The organism is Micromonospora nigra (assembly GCF_900091585.1).
Classification (GTDB): domain Bacteria; phylum Actinomycetota; class Actinomycetes; order Mycobacteriales; family Micromonosporaceae; genus Micromonospora; species Micromonospora nigra.
Map to the genome: position 1 here is coordinate 1,000,882 of NZ_FMHT01000003.1, position 24,345 is coordinate 1,025,226.

Consider the following 24,345-nt stretch of genomic DNA (forward strand, 5'->3'; position numbering starts at 1 on the left):
CCCTGAGGTGGGTTCACCGGGCCCGGAGCACCTGCACCCGGCGCACCGGGGAGCCGACGCAGGGTTCGGTGGTGGGCACCGGGTAGTCGGCGACCACCGCCAGCCGGTGGGCGGGCAGGTGACCGCGCCCCGGGTCACCGACCAGCACGTCGGTGCCGGCGGCGGCGGCCCGGTGCAGGAACGGCAGCACCCGGCGGGCCATGCCGCGGTCGTAGAAGACGTCGCCGGCGACCAGCAGGTCCACCCCGGCGGGGACGGAGTCGAGCAGGTCAGCGCCGCTGGTGGTGACCCGGACCCGGTTGGCGCGGGCGTTGAAGGTGACGGCGGCGACGGCGTACGGGTCGATGTCGTTGGCCTCGACCCGGTCGGCGCCGGCCAGGGCGGCGGCGACGGCGACCAGCCCGGAGCCGGCCGCCAGGTCGAGCACGCGACGGCCGGCGGCCAGTTCGGGATGGTCCAGCAGGTGCCGGGCCAGGGCCTGGCCGCCCGCCCAGACCGACGCCCAGTAGGGCGGGGGCAGTCGACGGCCGACGGACGCCTCCATGCGGGCCCACCAGACGATGGCGTCCTCGGCCAGGTGCAGCCGCACCTCGGGCACGAACGGGACCGGCGTCAGCCGCAGCCGGTCCAACCCGGCGCCGGGCACGACGATCTCCCGTTCCAGCTCGGCCAGCACGTGCGCGGCAGCCCTCATCGGCGCAAGCATGCCGCAGCGGACCGGCCGCCGTGGGAGTTTCGGTAGGCCGACTTTCGGAGTTCATGGGATCGCCTGCGGCACTTCGCACGCCATCGGGCCCGTTGGCCGGTTACTGTCATGGTGGTATCGGACGATCATCGGCCGTGGAGTCGAGGGTCGCCCGCAGTGAAACAGGGAGAAGACGCATGGCAACCGGCACGGTTAAGTGGTTCAACTCGGAGAAGGGCTTCGGCTTCATCGAGCAGGACGGTGGAGGTCCGGACGTGTTCGTCCACTATTCGGCGATCGCGAGCAGCGGTTACCGGGAGCTGAACGAGGGCCAGAAGGTCGAGTTCGAGGTGACCCAGGGGCAGAAGGGTCCGCAGGCGGACAACGTCCGACCGATGTGATCCGTGCCGGTGGCGGCGGCCGGACCACCGGCCGCCGCCGCAGCGCATGTCACCCTGACGGGACAGGCCCGCCTGCGGGGTGGCGACGCACGTGGTCAGGCAGTGCCCGCCTGCGGGTGGGTTCGATCACGGACGGGGGGACGTCGCTCGACGCGCCCAGCGTGCCGCTGACCGGCGTCAGGCGACCAGGCGACGGCTCAGTTCGTCGGCGACCTGCCGGGCGACCGTGGGCGGGATCGCCGCCGCGATCTCCTCCGGGCTGAGCCCGGCCAGCACGCCGGGGACCACCGACGACTCATCCTCCGTGAGGCCGGAGGCGAGCAGGGATGCCACGGTCGTCTGCAACGCGCTGAGCTGCGCGCCGATGGTCCTCAGGCTGGGATGCGGCACCACGTAGGACGGGTCGGTGTGGTCCTCGCCCATCGCCATCCGGGTGTAGATCTGCCCGATCGGGTTGCGCCCGTCCAGGACGGTCAGGTTGCGGTGGACGGTCTCCAGCCAGGCGTGCTCTTCGGGGGTCATGTCGTCCTCCAGAAGTCCGATGGTGCTCAGGTAGCGGCGAAAGAGTGGGGTCAGGTCGCGGTTGGCCTTGGTGGAGTCGCGGAAGAAACTGAAGTGCGTGTGCCACAGGTGTGAGCTGTCGCCGGAGCTGCGCCTGCCGAGCCGGTCCCACCGTCGGACGACCCTGCCGTCGGGTGAGTAGATGATCTCGCGGATGTCCCGGCTGTCCGGGGTGTTGGCGGCGCACTGCTGCACGCACCAGATCGAGAAGGTGAACAGGTTGTGCGTGCTCCCCGCGGAGCGCACCTGGAACATGCCGACGTCGAGCGCGGACGCGTTCAGGGTCAGCCCGGCGCGATCGCGGGGCGACTCGACGACGGAGTAGTCGTTCGTGATGACCCGGTCGGAGCCGGTGTGGTAGCCGCCACGATGGGAGGCGCTACCGACGATGCCGACCTCGGCGGGTTCGAGATCCTCGGAGCGGACCCGATCCGGGTCGACGTTGAGGTGGTCGAGTAGTAGGCGACGGACGGCAAGCAGATTCTCTGGTGCCCGCGTCATGGGATCCCCCTTGCGGACGTGGTCGGCACCGGACACGACGTGACGCCGCGTGTGCGGCGGGGGTTCGTGGACGAGGCCCGAGTATTGGTTGCACAGCGCCGGGCAGCGACTCCACCATAGCCCGCTCTTCGGACAAACGACCAGTTCAGGGCACCTTCAATCACTCTGGATCCGGGGCCAGACACCCCGGTGGACAGCCAGAGTCACCAATGCCGCACCCCACGCGCCCGCCCACCGACGATCACGCAACGTGAAGAGATCTCGGGCAGTCAGTCGGTCGGCGGGGACGGCGTACCGGTACGGGCGGCCCGCACCGCGTCCCGGTGCTCGCGCATCGAGGTGGTCATCGCCGACATGAAGCGGTGTACGGTCTCCAGCTCCTCGTCGCTGAAGCGGGCCATCACCTCGTCGGTGCGCCGACCCAGTGGACGGAAGAAGTCCATCGCCAGTGCGGCGCCACGGTCGGCGTAGTGCAGCAGCACCTTGCGACGGTCGGTGGCGTCCCGGTCGCGGCGGATGTGGCCGGCGCGTTCGAGTCGGTCGACGAGCGCGGTGACCGAGCCGGAGGAGAGGTTGAGCTGACGGCCGAGGCGGCCGGGGGTCATCGGGTCGCCGTACAGTTCGGCGTCCATCACGGCGATCAGGGCGTGCAGGTCGGTGGTGCCGAGGCCGTGCAGGCCGGCGAAGGCGTGGCCGATGTGCTGGGCGTCGACCGAGTATCGCCGCAGCTCGGCTGTGATCTCCGCGACCAGCAGGTCGCGGCGGGTGTCTCGCCGCCGGTACATCCCGTGAGCCGCCACGTCGCGCTGGTTCCTCCGCCCGTTCGATCCGACCTGCAGTCTAGTGGAGCGGCTAACAATCTCGATCGTCGAGATACTTTGCGATCGTGACATGCGCCGCGCCCGGTTGCCGACAGGCGGTTGATGAATCAGAATCTCGACAGCCGAAAGACTCATCCTTCGAGAGACCGCGAGGCATCGGATGTCCGTGTTCACCCACGTCGCCCGTGGCCGCCTGGCCGCGTGGCTCACCGTGGTCGCCGCGATCGTGTTCGGCGCGATCGTCTTCGGGCTCCCGAAACCCGACAACCCCGAACCCGTCTCCGCCACCGGACTGTCCGTACGGTGGCAGTCCACCCAGGTCGAACGCCTCCAGCAGGACCTGCCCTCCAACGACGTCCAGCCGGCACTCGTGGTGGTCAGCCGGGCCGACGGCGGCGTGCTCACCGACAGCGACCGGGCCGCGCTGGCCGCGCAGTCCGGGCAACTCGCCGGTCTCGCCGTCGGCGGACAGATCGGCCCACCCCGGATCGCACCGGACGGCACCGTGGCGTTGCTCGCCGTACCGCTGTCCACCGCAGGCGGGCAGCAGGCCGTCGCCGACACCGTCGACCGGCTCCGCAACACCGTCACCGACCTGCCCGAGGCCCTCACCGTCGAGGTGACCGGCGGCCCGGCGTTCACCGCCGACCTCACCAAGGTCTTCGACGGCGCCGACACCACCCTGCTGATCGTCACCGCGAGCGTCGTCGCGCTGCTGCTGCTCATCACCTACCGCAGCCCGTTCCTGTGGATCGTGCCGCTGGTCATCGTCGCCGCCACCGAGCAGCTCACCCTGCGCGCCCTCGACACGGTCGTCCCCGCCACCGGCATCAACCTCGCCGGCGGCGCGGTCACCGGCATCGCCAGCGTCCTGGTCTTCGGTGCCGCCACCGACTACGCCCTGCTGCTCATCGCCCGCTACCGCGAGGAACTACGCCGCGAGGAGAACCGCTTCACCGCGATGCGCGCAGCCCTGCGCCGCACCGCCGAACCCATCCTCGCCAGCGGCTTCACGGTCGTCCTCGGCGTGCTGACCCTGCTGCTGTCCGAGCAGGAACTCAACCGGGCCCTCGCGGTGGCCTGCGCCACCGGCGTGGTCCTGGCCATGCTGTCGGCGCTGTTCGTGCTCCCCGCCGCCCTGGTGCTGTTCGGCCGGGGCCTGTTCTGGCCCTTCGTGCCCCGCGTCGGCAGCCCCGCCCGCGAAGGCAGGCTGTGGGGACGGCTCGGCGGCCTCGTCATCCGCCGCCCGGCGCCCGTCGCCGTGCTCGCCGGGCTGCTGCTGCTCGGGCTGTCCCTCGGTGGCCTCGGCATCCGCACCGGGCTGTCCGAGACCGAGCAGTTCCGCGTCGAGCCCGAGGCCGTCGCCGGAGCACAGACCCTGGCGGAGGCGTTCCCCGCCGGCACGACCGCACCCGTGGCGGTGCTGACCGACCCGGCGGCCGTGCCGGCGGTCACCGCGGCCGCCGCCGCCGTGGACGGCGTGGCGTCCGCCCGGCCCGGCGAGACCACCGCCACCGTCGCCCAGGTCGACGTCGTGCTGGACGCCGAACCGGGCACCCCCGCCTCGGACCGGACCGTCGAGGCGTTGCGCGCCGCCGTCGCCGCCGTCCCCGGTTCCGCACCCCCCACGGTCGACGGTGCCGAACCCTTCGCCGGCGCGGTCGTGGGCGGCTCGGTCGCCGCGACCTACGACTCCGACGAGGCCAACGCCGAGGACCTGCGCCTGATCCTGCCGATCATCCTGCTGCTCGTCGGCGCGGTGCTGGTGCTGCTGCTGCGCGGCCTGGTCGCGCCGGTACTGCTGGTGCTCACCGTGATCGCCTCGTTCTTCGCCAGCCTCGGCGCGGCGTGGCTGCTGTTCGACCACGTCCTCGGCTTCCCCGCCCTGGACAGCGGGGTGCTCCTGCTGGCGTTCGTCTTCCTGGTCGCCCTCGGCGTGGACTACAACATCTTCCTGGTCACCCGTGCCCGGGAGGACGCCCGCACCGCCGGCACCCGCGACGGGATGCTCTCCGCGCTGCGGGTCACCGGCGGGGTGATCACCAGCGCCGGCATCCTGCTCGCCGCGGTCTTCGCCGTGCTGGGCGTGCTGCCGCTGATCACGCTGACCCAGATCGGCATCATCGTCTGCATCGGTGTGCTGCTGGACACCCTGCTGGTGCGGACCGTCGTGGTGCCCGCCCTGGCATTCCTGCTCGGCGACCGGTTCTGGTGGCCGGGACGGATCACCGCCGAACCGGACGACGACACCGCGCCCGAGGCGACCACGGCCCGCCGGACCTGAAACTCGGCGGCGACCCTGGTGTCGGCTGCGGAGACCCCCGGGGGTGCCACCCCGCGGACCCGCAGGAGCGCCGTCAGTAGTCCAGGCAGACACACCCGGTCATCAACGCGCGGACGTTGCGCACGTAGCCCGGATTGGGCACGACCAGCGGACGCCCCTCCCGGGCCACCGCGGCATGCCCGTAGTTGTACGCCGCGATGACCGCGTTCAGCAGACAGGAGTCGAGGTCGGCCGTGCACAGGGCGGCGTCAAGCCGATAGTCGCCGTCGAAGTACATGTCGCCGAGGTACTTCGTCAGCCACGCCAGGTAGGTGCCGCCGAGGTAGGCGTTGTCGCGATGGTCGTCGACGTCGTAGCTCTGCTCGAAACGCTGGTTCATCCAGACGGCGGTGTCCGGCATCACCTGCATCAGCCCGATCCCGCCGTCGCAGGCGACGATGTGCGACTGCCAGCCGCTCTCCTGCCAGGCCGTCGCCTTCACCAAGGCCAGCGGGATCCGGATCTGCGGCGCGGACGTCGGCCAGTACGTCCGCTGCGCGGCGTCGGTCAGGGCGGCCTTCACCTGCCCCCGGGTGGCCTTCTTGCCCTGGTAGCTCGGCTTGCAACCCGACGGCGACGGCACCGGCGGAGGTGGCGGCAGCTTCGTCTCGGTCGGCGGTCTCGGCACCGCCCGCGGCCCGGCCGAACGGGACGGCTTCGGCTTCGGCTTCGGCTTCGGTTTGGCCTTCGCCGTCGGTGACGGCCTGCTGCTCGGTGTCTCCTCCGGCTCCGCTGTCGTCGGCGACGGATCCGGCTGCCGCGCCTCGTCGGACCCCTCGACCTCCGGCAGCGCGACGGGCGCGGCCACCCGAGACGGGCGACGTTCCTGCCCCGCGCACCCAGCCGCCGTCAGCAGCACGGCCACGGCCACCACCGCACTCACTACGCTCCGACGCATCCCCGACCCCGTTCCGTGACGCAACCCGCCGAACCCTAACAGGCATCGACGTCCGGGCGCTGTCCCGCACGCTCCGCCCCAGCCCGGGGCACCGGAGCTTCCGCCCCGCCGGGAGATTCCGCCACCTCCACCCCGCCCCGGGACGCCGGAACCTCCGCCCCGCCCCGGGTTCCCGGCACCAGCACAGCACCCACCGCGCGGTCCCGGGTGGCCCAGGCCACCATGAACACGGCCGTCCACGCCGCGCCCAGCAGCACCGAGGTGACCGTGCCGCTGGCCGTGCTCCACCCCAGGTACAACCGGGCGCCGCCGGTGCCCACCACCCCGGCGACGGCCACCGTCCACGCCGCCACCGCGACCGGCCAGCGGGCCTGCCGCGACAGCAGCCACGCCAGCGTGCACAGGCTCGCGGTCACCACCGCGTTCTGGGTGGGCAGCGCCGCGCCGTCGCCACCCGGACCGGCCAGGTCGGCGACCACGGCCAACACCACCAGCGGTACGAAGGCTCCGACCGTGCCCACCACACTGAGCAGGTCGGCCCGCCAGGGCCGGTGCCGCCACGCCAGCACGGCCGCCACCACCGCCACCACCACGATCAGGAACGAGCCGCGCAACACCGACACGCCGGCCATCGTCACGTCCATCGCCCCCGGGGTGCGCCGCTGGGCGAACCAGCCGGCGATCGCCCCGTCGACGACGGCCAGACCGCTGTGCCGCACCACCGCGCCCAGCACCCAGGCGATCGCCAGACCTCCGGCGAACAACAGCAGCAGCCCCGCCGCCAGGTTCGCCAGCAGCGTCCAGGCCGGCCCGATGTGCATGGACAGCAGAAAGAACAGCACCCCGTAACGGGCGCGCAGCCACCGCACCGGCACCCACGCGCCGGCCCGGCCCAGCAGCACCCGCACCGGATCCGGGTTGCGGCCCAGCCACCGCCCCGCCAGAACCACCGCCACCAGCGCCGCCACCAACACCAGCACCGCCCCGGTAGCCTGGCCCAACAGCCGGGACACCGTGTCGTACGACTCACCGGCCAGGTTGCCCACCATCACCGACCCGCCCACCCAGGTCGCCACCCCGGCCAGGTTCCACGGCGCGAACCGGCGGTACGGCATCCCCGACGCCCCCGCCAACCGGGGTACCAGGGTGCGGGCGAACGCGACCCACCGGGCGGTGAACACGCCCCGCCCGCCCAGCCGGCCGAGCATCGCGTCGGCGCGGGCCCACCGGTGCGCCCCGATCCGCCGCCCGAACCGCCCGCCCCGCAGCCGCGGCCCGTGCCGGCGACCGGCGCGAAACGCCACCGCGTCACCGGCCACCGCTGCCACAATCATCACCAGCAGCGCCGGTCCGAGCCGCAACGCCCCGGTGTAGGTGAGGAAGCCGACCAGCAGGAGGGTGGCCTCGCCGGGGGCCAACAGCCCGACGATCACCGCCGTCTCCCCGGCCACGATCAGCGCGGCGACCAGGTACACCAGCAGCGACGGCAGGCCCTCCAGGGAGTTCAGCAGGTCGTGCATGGCGGCTCCGGGGTCACCTCGTCAGCCTGCCAGCCGGCGTACGGCAGGTGACAGCAGTTTCGGCCGGGATCCGGGACGAACCGGGGGGTGACCCCGACGCGGCCCCTGATCCCGCAGGCGGGAGGATGGAGCCCATGCAGCTTCGCACCGACCTCCGCAACGTCGCCATCATCGCTCACGTCGACCACGGCAAGACCACCCTGGTCGACGCCATGTTGCGGCAGGCTGGCGCCTACGGCGCCCGTGGCGAGACGACCGAGCGGGTGATGGACTCGATGGATCTCGAACGCGAGAAGGGCATCACCATCCTCGCCAAGAACACCGGCGTACGGTATATGCCGGCCGACGGGTCCGACCCGGTCACCATCAACATCATCGACACCCCCGGGCACGCCGACTTCGGCGGCGAGGTCGAGCGGGGCCTGACCATGGTCGACGGTGTGGTTCTGCTCGTCGACGCCAGCGAGGGCCCGCTCCCGCAGACCCGGTTCGTGCTCCGTAAGGCCCTCAAGGCCCGGATGCCGATCATCCTCGTGATCAACAAGGTGGACCGCCCCGACGCCCGGATCAAGGAGGTCGTCGACGACACCTACGAACTCTTCCTCGACCTGGACGCCGACGAGGAACAGATCGACTTCCCCATCGTCTACGCCTGCGCCCGCGACGGCATCGCCTCGCTGACCCAGCCCGCCGACGGCGCGGTGCCCGACGACAGCCACAGCCTGGAGCCGCTGTTCCGCACCCTGCTCGACACCATCCCGCCGCCCGCGTACGACGAGGACGCCCCGCTCCAGGCGCACGTCACCAACCTCGACGCGTCACCGTTCCTCGGCCGGCTGGCGCTGTGCCGGGTAAGGCAGGGCACGATCGCCAAGGGTCAGACCGTCGCCTGGTGCCGCACCGACGGCAGCACCCAGCGGGTCCGCATCTCCGAACTGCTGATGACCGAGGGCCTGGAGCGTAAGCCCGCCGACTCGGCCGGCCCCGGCGACATCATCGCCGTCGCAGGCATCCCCGAGATCATGATCGGCGAGACCCTGGCCGACGCGGAGAACCCGATCCCACTGCCGCTGATCACCGTCGACGAACCAGCCATCTCGATGACCATCGGCACCAACACCTCGCCCCTGGTCGGGCGGGTCAAGGGCGCCAAGGTCACCGCCCGGATGGTCAAGGACCGTCTCGACAAGGAGCTGGTCGGCAACGTGTCACTGCGGGTGCTGCCGACCGAGCGCCCCGACGCGTGGGAGGTGCAGGGTCGTGGTGAGCTGGCCCTGGCCATCCTCGTCGAGCAGATGCGCCGCGAGTCCTACGAACTGACCGTCGGCAAGCCGCAGGTCGTCACCAGGGAGATCGACGGGAAGGTCTGCGAGCCGGTGGAGCGCCTCACCATCGACGCCCCCGACGAGTACCTGGGCGCGATCACCCAACTCCTGGCGACCCGCAAGGGCCGGATGGAGCAGTTGGTCAACCACGGCACCGGCTGGATCCGGATGGAGTGGCTGGTCCCCGCCCGCGGCCTGATCGGCTTCCGCACCGAGTTCCTCACCGACACCCGGGGCACCGGCATCCTGCACCACGTCTTCGAGTCCTACGAGCCGTGGTTCGGCGAGCTGCGGACCCGCCAGAACGGCTCCCTGGTCGCCGACCGGGCCGGCGCGGTCACCTCGTTCGCAATGATCAACCTTCAGGAACGCGGCCAGCTCTTCGTCGAACCGACCACCGAGGTGTACGAGGGCATGATCGTCGGAGAGAACTCCCGCTCCGACGACATGGACGTCAACATCACCAAGGAGAAGAAGCTCACCAACATGCGCGCGTCGACCTCCGACGAGACCGAGAAGCTGATCCCGCCGCGCAAGCTGTCGCTGGAGCAGGCCCTGGAGTTCTGCCGCGAGGACGAGTGCGTCGAGGTCACCCCGACGGCGGTGCGCATTCGCAAGGTCGTGCTCGACCAGACCCAGCGGGCCCGCACCGCCGCCCGCCGCAAGCACACCGGCTGACCCGCCGACCCCAGCACGGGAGCCCGGACCGCCCACAGCGGCCGGGCTCCCGTCGACCACCGCCGCAGACCCACCCCGCCGCTCCGCCTGCACCACCACGACGGGGCGACACGCCAGCCGCGTCCGCTACCGTCGGCACATGACCTGGGACGACCTCGACGCCCGCCTGGACGCGGCACCCGGCACGGTGTCCGCGTACGTGGGCCGTCCCGGCATAACCCCCACCTGGACCCGGCACGCCGACGCGCCCCACTACGCGGCGAGCACCATGAAGGTCGCCGTACTGGCCGCCCTGCACCGTGCCGCCGAGGCGGGCCGCCTCGACCCCGACGCGCCCGTCGAGGTGCGCAACGACTTCACCTCCGCCCGGCCCGGCGCACCCCGGTTCACCTGCGCCCGGCACTTCGACAACGACCAGGTGGTCTGGGACCGTCTGCACCGCCCCGCGTCGCTGCGCTGGCTCGCCGAACGGATGATCGTGCGCTCCAGCAACCTCGCCACCAACCTGGTGATCGAACACGTCGGCCTGCCCGCCGTCGCCGAGGTGTGGGCGCTGGTCGGCGCCCGGCACAGCGTCACCGGCCGGGGCATCGAGGACTTCGCGGCCCGCGAGGCCGGCGTCACCAACCTGGTCACCGCCGCCGACCTGGCCGCCCTGTTGGGCGCGCTCGCCGACGGCGCCACCGCGCCGGGGCCCCTCGCCGCCCCGGCCGCCTGCGCCGCCATGCTGGACGTACTGTGCGCTCAGGAGTTCCGCGACGACCTGGCCGAGGGTCTGCCGCCCGGCACCCGCATCGCCCACAAGAGCGGCTGGGTGCGCGGCGTACGACACGGCGCCGGGGTGGTCTTCCCCGACGACGCGCCCCCGTACCTGGTCGTCACCTGCACCAGCACCGACCTCGTCGACGCCGACGCGGACGCCTGCCGGCTCGTCGCGGAGGTCTCCGCCGCCGCCTGGGCCGCCCGCCACGACCTCCGCTGAGGTCATCTCACTCCAGCAGGTTCGCCCGCAGCGCGGCAATCATCTCTCCGGTCACCCCCAGGCCGTCCCGCAGGTACGCCCCGAACGAACCGTGCACCTGTCGCACCTGCGCGTACGCGGCGTCCAGGTACTCCTCGCGCACCTCCAGCACCGCCCGCACGGCCGCCTCGTCCATGTCGGGCTGCCGCCGGCGGATCGCCTCCACGATCACCTCGCGCAGGCTGCTGGTCAGCCCGTTGTTGGCCAGGTAGTCGGCCCGCACCGCCGCCTCGTCCACCCCGAGGGCGTGCAGCAGCACCACCGTCAGCCAGCCGGTGCGGTCCTTGCCGGCCGAGCAGTGGTAGATCAGGGGAAGGTTCTCCTCCTCGGTCGCCAGCCGGACAGCCGCCGAGAACCCGGCCCGCGCCGCCTCCCCGGTGACGAACCAGCGGTAGATCGCCTCCATCGCCGCCGGAGTGCCCTCCCGGGCCAGGTCCACGTAGCCGGTCAGGTCGTGCCCCAACAGCACCGCCGAAACGTACGTGAACACGGGGTGCGCCGGGTCGTGGACCGGCAGGTGCACCACCTGCGGCTGTCCCGGCAACCGGTCCGGTGGTGCCACCGCCATCTCCGAGGCGGCCCGCAGGTCCACCACGCAGGCCGGCCCGAGGCCCGCCAGCAGCGGCAGGTCCTCGTCGGTCAGCCGACCCAACGCCGGGGTACGCAGCAGCCGCCCCGCGCGCACGCGCCGACCGTCGAATCCGATCATCCCGCCCAGGTCGCGGGCGTTCGGCGCGCCCACCATCGTCCGGTCCCGCCCGATCATCCGGCCTCCCCATCGCCACCGCCTGTGCCTACAGGGTGCCGCACCGGACGATCACCGCAGCAGGCACCCACCGGTGCACCGCGCCCCGCACACCCCGTTGGTGCCGCCCCGTGGCGCACTGGCCCGACGCAGGGACGGCGGATGCCGCACCCCTGCCACCGGGCTCAGCCGCTCACCTTGACCAGTTCCCGACGCCGGTCCCGGGACGACTTGAGCAGGCTCGCCACCGTCGCCACGGCCAGAGTGCCGAGGATGACCAGCAGGGAGAGCCAGATCGGGATGTGCGGTGCCCAGCCGACGGGCTCGCCGCCGTTGACGAACGGCAACTTGTTGTCCGCCAGGGCCTCCAGGATCAGCTTGACGCCGATGAATCCGAGCACCACCGCGAGCCCGTGGCTGAGGTAGATCAGCCGGTCCAGCAGACCGCCGAGCAGGAAGTAGAGCTGCCGCAGGCCCATCAGGGCGAACACGTTGGCGGTGAAGACCAGGTACGGCTCCTGGGTGATGCCGAAGATCGCCGGGATCGAGTCCAGCGCGAAGATGAGGTCGGTGGTGCCGATCGCGATCATCACGATCAGCATCGGGGTGAACAGTCGCCGGCCCTGCACGCGCGTGGTCAGTTTCGCCCCGACGTACCCGGAGGAGATCGGCAACGCCCGACGGCTCCAGCGGATCAGCACGTTCTCGGTGAACTCCTCCTCGCTGGACTCCCCCTGCCGGGCCAGGTTGATCGCGGTGTAGATGAGGAACGCGCCGAAGATGTAGAACACCCAGGTGAACTGCGAGATCAGTGCCGCGCCGGCAGCGATGAAACCGCCGCGCATCACCAGGGCCAGGACGATGCCGACGAGCAGCACCTTCTGCTGGTACGCCCGGGGCACCGCGAACCGGGCCATGATGATCACGAAGACGAAGAGGTTGTCGACCGAGAGGCTGTACTCGGTCAACCAGCCGGTGTAGAACTGCCCGGCCGCGCCCGCACCCGCCGTGGCCCAGAGGCCGACGCCGAACAGCAGGGCCAGGCCGACGTAGAAGCCGACCCAGAGGCTGGACTCCCGCACGCTCGGTTCGTGTGGTCGCCGGCCGATGATCAACAGGTCGACCAGGAGAACCGCGGTCAGCGCGACGAGCGTCGCCGCCCAGATCAGTCCGGACACATCCACGTTTTCGTTCCTCCGGCAGACACGCAGCGACCGGCACACCGTACTCCCCGGACCACGGGGGTCGACGTGCCGGTGACGCTGGCTGTGGTGACTGTCGGAGGTCTCTTCCGCCGCCGGCCCGGGACGGGACGGCGACCCACGGGGCCGGGTCGCGTCGCCGCGGTGTGCGGCACTCGACCGTGCTGACGACTCCGTCGCGGGGGAATACTCCCCTCCTCGGGGGTCATTGTGGCCTACCCCGTCCGGTCCACGCACGACCCGTCAGCCGAGGTGCTTTCCATACCCGGGCACCGGACCGCGTCGCGCCTGCGGCTTTACCGATCCGCTGTGACCGCACTCACCCCGCGCAGAGCATCCTAGGAGGCTAGGTGAAAGACGGGGCTCGGGAGGTCCCGGTGCGAGGGCCGCGAGGGCCGCGAGGGCCGCGAGGGCTAGGCCGTGACGCCGGGCCCAGACTGTGACGCCGGGGCTGGGCCCGGCATGGCCCAGCCGCTGGGCCGCCGGCTGCGGAGGCTGGGACGCACGAAGCCCGCGCTGCCCGGCCGGTCCGCGAGATGGGAACCGGGTCCCCGGACCGGCGGACGGGACGCCGCCGTGAAAGGCTGCGGCAATGGTGCTTGAGGTCGCGCTGATCGACGTCCTGCCGGGTCACGAGGACGAGTTCGCCGCCGCGTACGCGCAGGGGCATCCCGTGCTCGCCGGGACGCCCGGCTGCCGGTCGGTGCGGATGACCCGGGGGGTCGAGTCGCCGACGCGGTTCGTGCTGCTGGTCGAGTGGGACTCGGTGGAGGCCCACAACGACAACTTCCGGGCAACTGAACGGTTCACCCGGTGGCGACAGTTGATCGGGCCGCACTTCGCCGGCCCGCCCCTGGTCGAACACTTCGTCGACGTGCCGGCCTGACAGCCTGACGAACGCTCGACGCTCGACGCTCGACGCTCGACGCTCGACGCTCGACGCTCGACGCTCGACGCTCGACGCTCGACGCTCGACGCTCGACGCTCGACGCTCGACGCTCGACGCTCGACGCTCGACGCTCGACGCTCGACGAGAGTGTCGTACCGGGCACTTATCGTGCTCTCACCCGCCCGGCCACCGGTCCCGACGGGCTCGGGGGCGCCGGGCCCGGAGGCCGGGCGGGAAGCCACGTGCGTACATTCCGGGCACGACCGCACCAATAAGCCTGGAACGGTAGCGACAGGGCCCGAGCCCCAGGGCGACCGGCAGCGGCCGAGGCGCCGGTAGTAGGCCCCGCGCTTGGGTAGCTGACCCAGCACCGGCCGGGCAGGCACCGATGTTCGCGCACGTGCGCATCGGTGGCGTGCAAACGCGAACCCGACCACGCTGGCACCGTGGGTGTCGGTGTAGTTCGCGTCGGATTCGACCGGCCGGTACGCCGTGTTGTCGCAGCGGAACCTCCAGCGCGGCCAGCAGCTTCGGCAACATCGTCCGATGATGGTGCGAGTACGACCGCCTGATCCACCCGCAGCAACGGCCTGTACAGCCCTTACAGCGGGCAGGCCGTCGCCATCCTGCCGAGCAAGGATCAAAGCTTCGTGGTGCTGGGTCAACTAACCAGGCGTGGGGGCCTGGCTAGTAGGCAGGGCACCGAGCACAGGCAGGGTGCCGGCACCGGGTCGGTGCACCGCCCCAGCACCCGGCCGCCCGGCCCACCTCGTCCGTGGCGTCGTCCAGCGAGGCGCCGACGGGTGCCGTCAGCCGTCCAGGCGCAGGGTCAGGGCCACCATCGATTCCTCCGCCGACAGCGCCACCTCCAGCAACCATTCCGTGAGCCGCTCGTAGCGGTCCACGTCGGCGGCGGTGACCAGCCGCACGTCGGTGGTCGGTGCCTCCAGCATCACCGTGCGCGGATCCGCCGGGTCGGGGAACGAGTAGCAGGAGTACGGCGTGAGCGGGTACGGCCCTCGACCGTTCGCGCTGGTCGGCACCAGTCGGATCGTCACGTGGGGCACCTCCGCCAGCGTCACCAGGTGTCGCATCTGCTCGTGCCACACCTCGTGTGGATCGGCGCCCGGCTCGCACACCGCCTCGGCCAGCAGGGCCGTGTACCGGGGCGGGTCCGCCCTGCGCAGCACCGCCTGTCTGGCGGCACGGGCTCGCAGGTCGGCTTCGACGTCGATGCCGGGGTCGAGCAGACCGCCGGCGGCGATCCGCAGCCGCGCGTACGCCGGAGTCTGCAACAGCCCTGGCACGACGGCGGGCTGATATTCCGTGATGCCGGCCGCACCGGCCTCCAACTCGGCGTAGGTGCGTTGTCGCTCGCTCATCTCCCCCAGGGTCCGCCACCACCCGCGGCTGGTGGCCGCGTCCCGGGCGATGACGATCAGCGCGTCCCGCTGTTCGGGCTGCACCTGGTAGACGTCGAGCAGGTCGAGCACGTCGGCCAGATCAGGCCGACTCTGCCCCAGCTCGATGCGGGACAACTTCGAGGTCGAGGCCCAGCCCAGCTGGCCACAGACCTGTTCGAGCGTCAGGGCATCACGCCGCCTGAGCTGGCGCAGCTCTGCGCCAAGCCGTGCGCGTCGAATGACCGGACTCGTTGGCAACGGCATTCCCGCCTCCCCACCGAGCGAGATTACGCAGGACGATCACCCAGCGCAATAGCTTGCTTGCGGAAAGCGACGGGATCTGGGCCCCTGCCGCCACAACAGCGGCGCCGGGCTCACTTCACCCCGGCGGCGTCCATGCCGCGCAGTTCCTTCTTCAGGTCGGCCACCTCGTCGCGGATCCGGGCGGCCAGCTCGAACTGCAGCTCGCGGGCGGCGGCCAGCATCTGGTCGCTGAGCTCCTGGATGAGCTGCGCCAGCTCGGCACGGGCCATCCCCTCGCGGGCCGGAGCCCCGGCGGAACGGCTGCGGCTGCGGGTCTCCTTGACCGGGGCCTTGCCCCTCGACAACTGGCGGGCCGCCCCGCCCACGCGGTTGTCGGTGTCCTCCGCCTCGCGGTAGATGTCGTCGAGAATGTCGTGGATCTTCTTGCGCAGCGGCTCGGGGCTGATGCCGTTCGCCTCGTTGTGGGCGATCTGCTTGGCCCGCCGCCGGTTGGTCTCCTCGATGGCGTCCGCCATCGACGGGGTGATCTTGTCGGCGTACATGTGCACCTGGCCGGAGACGTTACGCGCCGCACGGCCGATCGTCTGGATCAACGAGCGCCCGCTGCGCAGGAAGCCCTCCTTGTCGGCGTCGAGGATCGCCACCAGGGACACCTCGGGCAGGTCGAGGCCCTCCCGCAGCAGGTTGATGCCGACCAGCACGTCGTAGTCGCCCTTGCGCAGCTCGCGCAGCAGCTCGACGCGGCGTAGCGTGTCCACCTCGGAGTGCAGGTAGCGCACCCGGATGCCGTTCTCCAGCAGGTAGTCGGACAGATCCTCGGCCATCTTCTTGGTCAGGGTGGTGACCAGCACCCGCTCGTCGCGCTCCGTGCGCAGCCGGATCTCGTGCATCAGGTCGTCGATCTGCCCCTTGGTGGGCTTGACCACCACCTCGGGATCGATCAGGCCCGTCGGGCGGATCACCTGCTCCACGTACTCGCCCTGGGCCTGCTCCATCTCCCAGGGGCCCGGGGTGGCGGAGAGGAAGACCATCTGGCCGACCCGCTCCAGGAACTCGTCGAAGCGCAGCGGCCGGTTGTCGGCCGCGCTGGGCAGCCGGAAGCCGTGGTCGATCAGCATCCGCTTGCGGGAGGCGTCGCCCTCGTACATGCCACCGATCTGGGGAATCGTCACGTGGGACTCGTCGACGACGGTGAGGAAGTCGTCCGGGAAGTAGTCGAGCAGGCAGTGCGGCGGGCTGCCGGGCAGCCGGCCGTCGATGTGCATGGAGTAGTTCTCGATGCCCGAGCAGAAGCCGACCTGCCGCATCATCTCGATGTCGTAGGTGGTTCTCATCCGCAGCCGCTGCGCCTCCAGCAGCTTGCCCTGCCGCTCCAGCTCGGCCAGCCGCTCGGCCAGCTCCGTCTCGATGTCGCCGATCGCCCGCTCCATCCGCTCGGGACCGGCGGCGTAGTGGGTGGCCGGGAAGATCAGCAGGTGGTCGACCTCGCGGACCACGTCGCCGGTGAGCGGGTTGAGATAGTAGAGCTTCTCCACCTCGTCACCGAACAGTTCGATGCGCACGGCAAGTTCCTCGTACGCCGGGATGATCTCCAGGGTGTCGCCACGGACCCGGAAGGTGCCCCGCTGGAACGCCATGTCGTTGCGGGTGTACTGGATGTCGACCAGCCGGCGCAGCAGCTGGTCCCGGTCGAGTTCCTGGCCGACCGTCACCCGCACCGCCCGGTCGAGGTACTCCTCCGGGGTGCCCAGGCCGTAGATCGCGCTGACCGTGGCGACCACCACCACGTCGCGGCGGGTCAGCAGCGACATCGTCGCCGAGTGGCGCAGCCGCTCGACCTCCTCGTTGATCGAGGAATCCTTCTCGATGTAGGTGTCGGTCTGCGGGATGTAGGCCTCGGGCTGGTAGTAGTCGTAGTAGGAGACGAAATACTCCACCGCGTTGTGCGGCAGCAGCTCGCCGAACTCCTTGGCCAACTGGGCACAGAGCGTCTTGTTGGGAGCCAGCACCAGCGTGGGGCGCTGCAACCGCTCGACCAGCCATGCCGTGGTGGCGCTCTTGCCGGTTCCGGTCGCGCCGAGCAGCACCGTGTTGCGGTCGCCGCGGCGCACCCGGCGCTCCAGGTCGTCGATCGCTGCCGGCTGGTCGCCGGCGGGCTGGAAGTCGCTGACCACCTGGAAGCGGCCGTCGAGACGGGGAATGTCGAGCGCCATGACCCCCACCGTACGCCCGGGGTCCGACAACCCGCGGCGACTACGGGCGGTCCCTGATCAGCTTCGATATTCGCATTGTGTGGGCCATCTCACCGGGCTACCCTTCTGCTGTAGGCCGCTCGCGGCGGCCGTCCGGGCCGGCGACCGGGCCACGAGGTCCCGTCGCCCCCGGCACAGGAGGTCGCAGCACCCGGTTCTCCGGCGTGCGCACCCGACGTGGTCGCGCTCGCGCGCTGACCGGCCGCCGCGAGCGCCCCTGCTCGTCACTCCCTGCTCTCCCAACCGTTCAACTAGCCGTGGACACCTCGCGCCCGGCACCCGAGCACCGTGACGTCCCCCCGGCCCGGGAGCCGGGTGACGCCGGGCCGGTCCCCGACGTCACCGGAGCCCCGCCTGCCGACCGGACCCGCCGGCCCCGCCGCGCCGGCAGCGCCGGTCCCCGCCGGCCGCGCCGGCACCGCGCCGGCACCGCCCCGCCGGCCGCGCTGGGCCTCGGCCTCGGCGACCCGGCCACCGTGCTCGGGCTGCACGGACCCGATCCGGTTCCGGCAGCCGGCGACCCCGCCGACGACGACGCCGATCCTGGACCGGAGCGGGCCAACCTCCGTGGTCGACGCCGCCTCCTGCTGGCCGTCCTCGCCGGCGTCGCCGTCGCCTCCGCCACCGCGCTCGTCGTCGGGCTCGTCGGGTGGGCCCCGGAGGAGACCCCGCCGCCGCGGAACCTCACCGCCGCCGAGCGGGACCGGCTCGCCGCGGTACGCGTGACCAACTTCCGGGACCTGCGGGCAGGGCTGCGGGTGACGGCCGGCACCGGCGCCGACCGCACCGACGTCGTCGGCTGGGTCGACTGGGCGCGTCCGCTGGTCTACGTCGACGTGGGCGGCCCCGGTGCGGGCCCGATCCGAGGGCTGGTGCAGGCCACCCCGCGGGTGGTGCTCGTACGCCCCGACCCCGGCGCCGTGCCCACGCCGGCCGAACCTCCGCTCGTCCCACCGACCGACCGGTGGCGGCTGCCCGACAGCCATGACCTCGACGCCCTGCTCGCCCTGGTGTTCGCGCTCGCCGCCGACCGGCCCGACCCGTCCGGCGCGACGGACGGCGGCCGCTGGGTGGGACGGGAGACCGTGGCCGGGCAACCCGTCGACGTCCTGGAGGCCCCCGCCCCGGCGGCTGCCGGCGCCACCGCCCGCCACTGGGTCGACGAGGCGGCCCGGCTGCACCGGCTGGAGACCCGGCTGCCCGGGATGGGGCCGGTGTCCGTGCACCTCGACCGCGCCAACCGGCCCACCCTGCGCCCGGTCGACGGTCTCGGCGGCCGACCCGGGCTGCCCCGCGCCCTCACCGCCGCCGAACGGGACCGGATCCGTCGACTGCCCGCCCGGCTGCGCGCGGCCCGGGGCGCCACCGTCACCCTGACGGCTCCCCTGGGGACGAACCTGCGCGGCGCCGGCTGGCTGGACTGGCGCGCCGGCCGGGCCTACCTCAGCGTCGCCGACCTCGCCGAACCGCAGACCCGTACGCTGGTGCGCCACGGCCGGGAGGGCGTGACACGGCGGGCGGACGGCCCCGGGGCCGGCACCCCCGAGACACCCGGTCCCCCGCCCTTGCCGGCACCCAGGACCGGCTGGCGGTCGGGCTCCCACCCGACGGAGGCGCTCGTCCCCCTGGTCGACGCGGCGCTGCGGGCCGCGGTGGACGGACCGCGGGGCGGGGTACGGCGGCTGCGCGGGGACGGGCTCGGCGGCACCACGGTCGACGTGGTCGAGTCCCGCGTCGCCGACGCGACCATGCGCTGGTGGATCGACCGGGCCGGCCTGCTCCGCCGGGTGGAGACCCGCACCCCGGCGGGGGCCTGGGCGCAACTCGACCTCCACCCCGGGCGGGTGCCCGACCTGCCGGGACGCTGACCGGCCGGCACGCTGCCGCGGGTCGACGGGACCAGCCGGCACCGTGCCGCGGGCCGACAAGGCCGGCCGGCCGCCGCGCACGGAATCCGGGCGCCGTCAGGGCCGCCATCCGGACGGAATCCGGGGCGCCGTCAGGGCCGCCAACCGGTCCGCGCGGCCCACTCCTCGGCCCGGTGGTGCTCCTCGTCGAACCACGGGTCCTTGGCGGTCGTGTACGTCGCGACGTCCGGTGCCGCGGCGGCCAGTTCCCGTTTGAACACCAGGTACGCGGCCCGCTGGTCCGGGTCGGCCCGCAGGTGGTCACGCATCATCAGGGCGTACCGCCAGCCAGGTGAGCCCGTCTCGCGGATGTGCAGGTTGACCGGGCGGGCCGGGTCCGCGCTGCCGTGCAGCCGCTTCTCCCACCGGCCGCTGCCGGCCGGTCGGGGGCTGTCCCACCACTCGCCGGGCAGCCGGGGGAAGCCCGCGTCGGCCAGGCGCTCGGCCAGCGGCCCGTCGGCGTCCGCCAGCGACGGCACGCCGAGCTGGATGTCGATGACGTCCTTGGCCGCGAGGCCCGGTACGGCGGTGGATCCGATGTGGTCGAGCCGCAGGTCCGCCGGGGTGACCGCGTGGCGGATCCGGGCCGCCAGCCGGGCGTACTGCTGCGGCCACGTCGGGTCGGCCTCGGCCAACGCGACCCGCGCCGGCCGGACGGCCCGCCGCTGCCGCAGGTTGACCTCGTAGGGCACCAGCCGGTCGTGCCACAGCGCGTCGACCGACCCGTGCAGGTCCGCCAGTTCGGCGTCGTTGGTCAGCACCACGTCCGCGGCGGCCCGCCGGCGCTCGTCGTCGGCCTGCGCGGCGATGCGCCGCTCGGCCTCCGCACGGCTCATCCCCCGGCTCCGCGTCAGCCGTTCCAGCCGGGTCGCCACCTCCGTCTGCACCACGACCACGAGGTGGTACGTCGGGGCGAGCCCCACCTCGACCAGCAGCGGGACGTCGTTGACGACGATCGCATCGGGGGCCGCCCCGGCGGCCAGTTCGGCGGCGCGGGCCCGGACGCGGGGATGGGTGATCGCCTCCAGCTGGCGGCGCGCGGCCTCGTCGTCGAAGACCAGCGCGCCGAGGGCGGCCCGGTCGAGGGCGCCGTCGGCGTCGAGCACCCGGTCGGAGAACGCGGCGACGATCTCGGCCAGCCCGTCGGTGCCGGGCGCGACGACCTCGCGGGCGAGGCGGTCGGAGTCGATGAGCACCGCGCCCCGCTGCACCAACCGGCTGGCCACGGAACTCTTGCCGGATCCGATTCCTCCGGTCAATCCCACCCTCAGCACCGCACCAGTCAACCGGATCATCGGCGCGACGCCAAACCCGGGCCGCTACGGCCCGATTCCGGGGCGGGGTCCACGGGGCACCGGTGCGCGCCGCGGCCGCAACAGGCGAGGGCGGCGTCCACAAGGCACCCGTGCGCGCCGCGGCGGCCCGACCGCAACAGGCGAGGGCCCCGCCCCCGGCGGCCCGGCGTACCGGATCGCGGGGGACGGGGCCCTCGTCGTCAGCGGGTCACTTACCGCCGGCGAGCTTCTCCCGCAGAGCGGCGAGCGCCTCGTCGGTGGCCAGGGTGCCGGCCGGCTCCTCGGCCTGGCGGCTCGGGGCCGCGCTGGTCGAGGAGGTGGTGGTGCCACCAGCGGTCGGGGCCGGAGCCGGGTTCGCGGCGGCCTCGGCCTCGGCGGCGCGGGAGGTCTGCACCTGCTTGGTGTGGGCCTCCCAGCGCTGACGCGCCTCCGCGTACTGGTTCTCCCAGGTCTCGCGCTGCTTGTCGTACCCCTCGAGCCACTCGCCCGTCTCCGGGTCGAAGCCCTCCGGGTAGATGTAGTTGCCCTCGTTGTCGTAGGTCGCGGCCATGCCGTAGAGGGTCGGGTCGAAGTGCTCCTCGCCCTCGACGAAGCCCTCGTTGGCCTGCTTGAGCGACAGCGAGATCCGACGGCGCTCCAGGTCGATGTCGATGACCTTGACCATGACCTCGGAGCCGACCTGGACGACCTGCTCCGGGATCTCCACGTGACGCTCGGCCAGCTCGGAGATGTGGACCAGGCCCTCGATGCCGTCGTCGACCCGGACGAACGCACCGAACGGCACCAGCTTGGTGACCTTACCCGGCACGATCTGCTGGATCGCGTGGGTGCGGGCGAACTGCCGCCACGGGTCTTCCTGGGTCGCCTTCAGCGACAGCGAGACCCGCTCGCGGTCCAGGTCGACGTCCAGGACCTCGACCTCGACCTCCTGGCCGACCTCGACGACCTCGGACGGGTGGTCGATGTGCTTCCAGGACAGCTCGGAGACGTGCACCAGGCCGTCCACGCCACCCAGGTCGACGAACGCGCCGAAGTTGACGATCGAGGAGACGACGCCCTTGCGGACCTGCCCCTTCTGGAGCTTGTTGAGGAACTCGGTGCGCACCTCGGACTGCGTCTGCTCGAGCCAGGCCCGGCGGGACAGGACCACGTTGTTGCGGTTCTTGTCCAGCTCGATGATCTTGGCTTCGAGCTCCCGGCCGACGTACGGCTGCAGGTCCCGCACGCGGCGCATCTCGACCAGGGAGGCGGGCAGGAAGCCGCGCAGCCCGATGTCGAGGATGAGGCCACCCTTGACCACCTCGATGACCGAACCGCGGACGACGCCGTCCTCGTCCTTGATCTTCTCGATCGTGCCCCAGGCCCGCTCGTACTGCGCCCGCTTCTTCGAGAGGATCAGCCGACCCTCTTTGTCCTCCTTCTGGAGGACCAGGGCCTCGATGTGGTCACCGACCGAGACAACCTCGGCGGGATCCACGTCGTGCTTGATCGACAACTCCCGAGAGGGGATGACACCCTCGGTCTTGTAGCCGATGTCGAGCAGGACCTCGTCCCGATCGACCTTGACGACGGTGCCTTCGACAATGTCGCCGTCATTGAAGTACTTGATGGTCTCGTCGATCGCGGCGAGGAAAGCCTCCTCGGAACCGAGATCGTCGTGGGTGACCCGGGTGGCGCTCGAGGGGGCCTCGATGCTGCTCGTCATGTGGGCGGTTGCTCCGGTCGGATGGGTTGTCACAGCAGGCTGGTGTCGCAGTGACCTGTTCGCGCCAGCGGACCCGCCGACCGGCACACCAGGAGATCGCTGGAAGAGATCACGATGTGCTCCGTCGACCGCGCACCTGCTCCCTGCCGAGGCACACGATCCGCGAGCGCATCCTCTACCCTACCCGCTGCATTACCACAGCGTGCAAGGCCTCCCGGCTCGTCGCCACCGCGCCACCTGCGAAAGCGGAGATTTCGCCCCGACTATCACCCACGTCACAACAACCCCAGCGACCATCGTCACCGCCGGCTGGTCCGCCCCGGCGGGCCGCCGTGCCCACCGGAGGGCGTGGGGCCTAGCGTGAACGGGTGGACGCAGAGGAGCGGGTGACCCGGCGCGGGGTCGACGACGCCGAGGCGCGCCGGGCCAACCGCCGCTGGTGGGACGCCGACGCGGATGCCTACCAGGCGGAACACGGCGACTTCCTGGGCGACCTCGACTTCGTCTGGTGCCCCGAGGGCGTCCGCGAGGCCGACGCGCGCCTGCTCGGAGAGCTGACCGGGCGGCGGGTGCTGGAACTGGGCTGCGGCGCCGCGTCCTGTGCCCGCTGGCTGGCGACCCAGGGGGCCAGACCGGTCGCCGTCGACCTGTCCGCCGGCATGTTGCGCCACGCCGCCCTCGCCGCCGACCGCACCGGGGTACGCGTGCCGCTGGCGCAGGCCGACGCCCTCGCGCTGCCGTTCGCCGACGCGGCCTTCGACACGGCCTGCACGGCGTTCGGCGCGGTCCCGTTCGTCGCCGACTCGGCGGCGCTGATGCGCGAGGTGCACCGCGTGCTGCGCCCCGGCGGGCGGTGGGTGTTCTCGGTGACCCACCCGATGCGCTGGATCTTCCTCGACGACCCCGGTGTGGGCGGGCTGACCGCCGTGCACTCCTACTTCGACCGCTCCCCCTACGTCGAGCAGGACGAGCACGGCGAGGCCACGTACGTCGAGCAGCACCGCACCCTGGGCGACCGGATCGGCGAACTCGTCGCTGCCGGCTTCCGCCTCACGAACCTGGTGGAACCGGAGTGGCCGGCGGGGCACGAGGGGATCTGGGGGCAGTGGAGCCCGCTGCGCGGGCGGCTGTTCCCCGGCACCGCCATCTTCGTGGCCGAGAAGACGTGAGCGGTCCGCCCGAGGGACGCACCAACCCGGACCCGACAGGTGGCGGGTCACACCTCCCGCGTCGAACTCGTCGACGGAGCCATCCAGGTGACGCCCTCCCCCACCCTGGGCCACCAGGACATCTCGTCGCTGCTGAGCCTGTGGCTGCGCTACGGCCCGCGGACGTCGTCCTGGCCGTCGAGATCGTCCCGCCGGGCACCCGCCGGGTGGTGAGCGGGCAGCACGAGCTGGCGGTCGACAGCGGCGGACCTGGTCGAGCTGACCGAGCCGTTCGACATCAGGCTGCCGACCGCCGAGATCACCCCGTAGCGGGAGTCGTTTCCGGTCATCGGGGGCGGGTAACCGGGCGGCATGGCCGACGAGGAGTTCCACCGTGAGGGCCGGGGCGTCGCCCACCGTCCGGGAGCGCTGCGCCATGAAGGCTGACGACGAGCAGGGAATCTACCGGGAGTTCACCGAGGCGGTGAACATGAAGCCCGGCGAGCTGTCGACGTGGCTGGAGACCGACGAGTCCAAGCAGGTCGGGTGGCACAAGGGCGGCCGGTCCGGCGGCGGCGAGTCGGTCGGCCACGAGTCCGGCCGCCGGATCATCGAGCTGCTCCGGCGCAAGCGCGGCGAGCTCTCCGCCGCCGACTATTCCCACATGCGCAAGGTGGTCGGCTACGTGCACCGGCACCTGGCGCAGCGCCCGTCCGGCGACGTCCGCGACACGAAGTGGCGCTGGTCGCTGATGAACTGGGGCCACGACCCGCTCAAGAGCTGACAACCAGCGCCGCCGGA

The 24,345-nt window shown here is 72.1% G+C and carries 20 protein-coding genes; 8 read left to right on the forward strand and 12 right to left on the reverse strand.

Features of this window, described 5'->3' with window-relative positions; translation table 11 throughout:
- Positions 1-13: 13 nt before the first annotated feature.
- A complete protein-coding gene (locus GA0070616_RS03805; protein ID WP_091076303.1) occupies positions 14-694 on the reverse strand; it encodes a class I SAM-dependent methyltransferase in 681 nt (226 codons plus the stop codon).
- Between the two features lie 188 nt (positions 695-882).
- On the opposite strand from GA0070616_RS03805, the gene GA0070616_RS03810 reads away from it, so the two are divergent.
- A complete protein-coding gene (locus GA0070616_RS03810) occupies positions 883-1,086 on the forward strand; it encodes a cold-shock protein (protein WP_007462771.1) in 204 nt (67 codons plus the stop codon).
- 177 nt (positions 1,087-1,263) lie between these two features.
- Here GA0070616_RS03810 and GA0070616_RS03815 read toward each other — a convergent pair whose 3' ends face one another.
- Both GA0070616_RS03815 and GA0070616_RS03820 read right to left on the reverse strand, forming a co-directional pair.
- On the reverse strand, positions 1,264-2,148 hold the full coding sequence (locus tag GA0070616_RS03815; RefSeq protein ID WP_091089813.1) for a hypothetical protein: 885 nt from the start codon (positions 2,146-2,148) through the stop codon (positions 1,264-1,266).
- Between the two features lie 269 nt (positions 2,149-2,417).
- On the reverse strand, positions 2,418-2,933 hold the full coding sequence (locus GA0070616_RS03820) for a MarR family winged helix-turn-helix transcriptional regulator (RefSeq protein WP_091076306.1): 516 nt from the start codon (positions 2,931-2,933) through the stop codon (positions 2,418-2,420).
- Positions 2,934-3,129: 196 nt separating this feature from the next.
- Here GA0070616_RS03820 and GA0070616_RS03825 point away from each other — a divergent pair, with 196 nt between their 5' ends.
- The gene (locus tag GA0070616_RS03825) at positions 3,130-5,253 is read left to right on the forward strand and encodes an MMPL family transporter (protein WP_091076311.1); all 2,124 of its coding nucleotides are present in this window, start codon (positions 3,130-3,132) and stop codon (positions 5,251-5,253) included.
- Between the two features lie 73 nt (positions 5,254-5,326).
- On the opposite strand, the gene GA0070616_RS03830 is transcribed toward GA0070616_RS03825, so the two are convergent.
- Together GA0070616_RS03830 and GA0070616_RS03835 are read right to left on the reverse strand one after the other, a co-directional pair.
- Entirely contained in the window at positions 5,327-6,190 is an 864-nt protein-coding gene (locus GA0070616_RS03830; RefSeq protein WP_091076315.1) for a lytic transglycosylase domain-containing protein, read from the reverse strand.
- Between the two features lie 35 nt (positions 6,191-6,225).
- On the reverse strand, positions 6,226-7,710 hold the full coding sequence (locus GA0070616_RS03835) for a DedA family protein (protein ID WP_091076318.1): 1,485 nt from the start codon (positions 7,708-7,710) through the stop codon (positions 6,226-6,228).
- A 134-nt stretch (positions 7,711-7,844) separates the two neighbouring features.
- On the opposite strand from GA0070616_RS03835, the gene typA reads away from it, so the two are divergent.
- Both typA and GA0070616_RS03845 read left to right on the forward strand, forming a co-directional pair.
- Positions 7,845-9,713, forward strand: coding sequence for a translational GTPase TypA (typA, locus tag GA0070616_RS03840; RefSeq protein WP_091076322.1), 1,869 nt, complete (start codon positions 7,845-7,847; stop codon positions 9,711-9,713).
- Between the two features lie 139 nt (positions 9,714-9,852).
- Positions 9,853-10,695, forward strand: a complete 843-nt coding sequence (locus GA0070616_RS03845) for a serine hydrolase (protein ID WP_091076326.1) — start codon at positions 9,853-9,855, stop codon at positions 10,693-10,695.
- A gap of 7 nt (positions 10,696-10,702) precedes the next feature.
- On the opposite strand, the gene GA0070616_RS03850 is transcribed toward GA0070616_RS03845, so the two are convergent.
- Together GA0070616_RS03850 and GA0070616_RS03855 are read right to left on the reverse strand one after the other, a co-directional pair.
- Positions 10,703-11,500, reverse strand: coding sequence for a tyrosine-protein phosphatase (locus tag GA0070616_RS03850; protein WP_091076330.1), 798 nt, complete (start codon positions 11,498-11,500; stop codon positions 10,703-10,705).
- Between the two features lie 164 nt (positions 11,501-11,664).
- The gene (locus GA0070616_RS03855; RefSeq protein ID WP_091076334.1) at positions 11,665-12,663 is read right to left on the reverse strand and encodes a TerC family protein; all 999 of its coding nucleotides are present in this window, start codon (positions 12,661-12,663) and stop codon (positions 11,665-11,667) included.
- A gap of 610 nt (positions 12,664-13,273) precedes the next feature.
- On the opposite strand from GA0070616_RS03855, the gene GA0070616_RS03860 reads away from it, so the two are divergent.
- Complete coding sequence (locus GA0070616_RS03860) at positions 13,274-13,567, forward strand: antibiotic biosynthesis monooxygenase family protein (RefSeq protein WP_091076336.1); 294 nt, start codon at positions 13,274-13,276, stop codon at positions 13,565-13,567.
- Positions 13,568-14,379: 812 nt separating this feature from the next.
- Here the strand turns inward: GA0070616_RS03860 and GA0070616_RS03870 are convergent.
- Both GA0070616_RS03870 and uvrB read right to left on the reverse strand, forming a co-directional pair.
- The gene (locus GA0070616_RS03870; RefSeq protein WP_091076344.1) at positions 14,380-15,237 is read right to left on the reverse strand and encodes a helix-turn-helix domain-containing protein; all 858 of its coding nucleotides are present in this window, start codon (positions 15,235-15,237) and stop codon (positions 14,380-14,382) included.
- 110 nt (positions 15,238-15,347) lie between these two features.
- Positions 15,348-17,450: an excinuclease ABC subunit UvrB gene (gene uvrB / locus GA0070616_RS03875; RefSeq protein WP_091076348.1), complete on the reverse strand. Its 2,103-nt coding sequence runs from the start codon at positions 17,448-17,450 to the stop codon at positions 15,348-15,350.
- A gap of 296 nt (positions 17,451-17,746) precedes the next feature.
- Between uvrB and GA0070616_RS03880 the strand changes: the two genes are divergently transcribed.
- The gene (locus tag GA0070616_RS03880; RefSeq protein ID WP_091076352.1) at positions 17,747-19,357 is read left to right on the forward strand and encodes a hypothetical protein; all 1,611 of its coding nucleotides are present in this window, start codon (positions 17,747-17,749) and stop codon (positions 19,355-19,357) included.
- A 131-nt stretch (positions 19,358-19,488) separates the two neighbouring features.
- Here the strand turns inward: GA0070616_RS03880 and coaE are convergent, their stop codons facing one another.
- A complete protein-coding gene (gene coaE / locus GA0070616_RS03885) occupies positions 19,489-20,670 on the reverse strand; it encodes a dephospho-CoA kinase (RefSeq protein WP_091076355.1) in 1,182 nt (393 codons plus the stop codon).
- Positions 20,671-20,899: 229 nt separating this feature from the next.
- Positions 20,900-22,396, reverse strand: coding sequence for a 30S ribosomal protein S1 (rpsA, locus tag GA0070616_RS03890; RefSeq protein WP_091076359.1), 1,497 nt, complete (start codon positions 22,394-22,396; stop codon positions 20,900-20,902).
- 368 nt (positions 22,397-22,764) lie between these two features.
- Between rpsA and GA0070616_RS03895 the strand changes: the two genes are divergently transcribed.
- On the forward strand, positions 22,765-23,565 hold the full coding sequence (locus GA0070616_RS03895; protein ID WP_091076364.1) for a class I SAM-dependent methyltransferase: 801 nt from the start codon (positions 22,765-22,767) through the stop codon (positions 23,563-23,565).
- Positions 23,566-23,714: 149 nt separating this feature from the next.
- On the opposite strand, the gene GA0070616_RS27960 is transcribed toward GA0070616_RS03895, so the two are convergent.
- Positions 23,715-23,894: a hypothetical protein gene (locus tag GA0070616_RS27960; RefSeq protein WP_175439975.1), complete on the reverse strand. Its 180-nt coding sequence runs from the start codon at positions 23,892-23,894 to the stop codon at positions 23,715-23,717.
- Positions 23,895-23,980: 86 nt separating this feature from the next.
- Between GA0070616_RS27960 and GA0070616_RS03905 the strand changes: the two genes are divergently transcribed.
- Positions 23,981-24,328 carry a DUF3140 domain-containing protein gene (locus GA0070616_RS03905; RefSeq protein WP_091076366.1) on the forward strand — a complete coding sequence of 116 codons (348 nt, stop codon included), beginning with the start codon at positions 23,981-23,983 and terminating at the stop codon, positions 24,326-24,328.
- Positions 24,329-24,345: the final 17 nt, after the last annotated feature.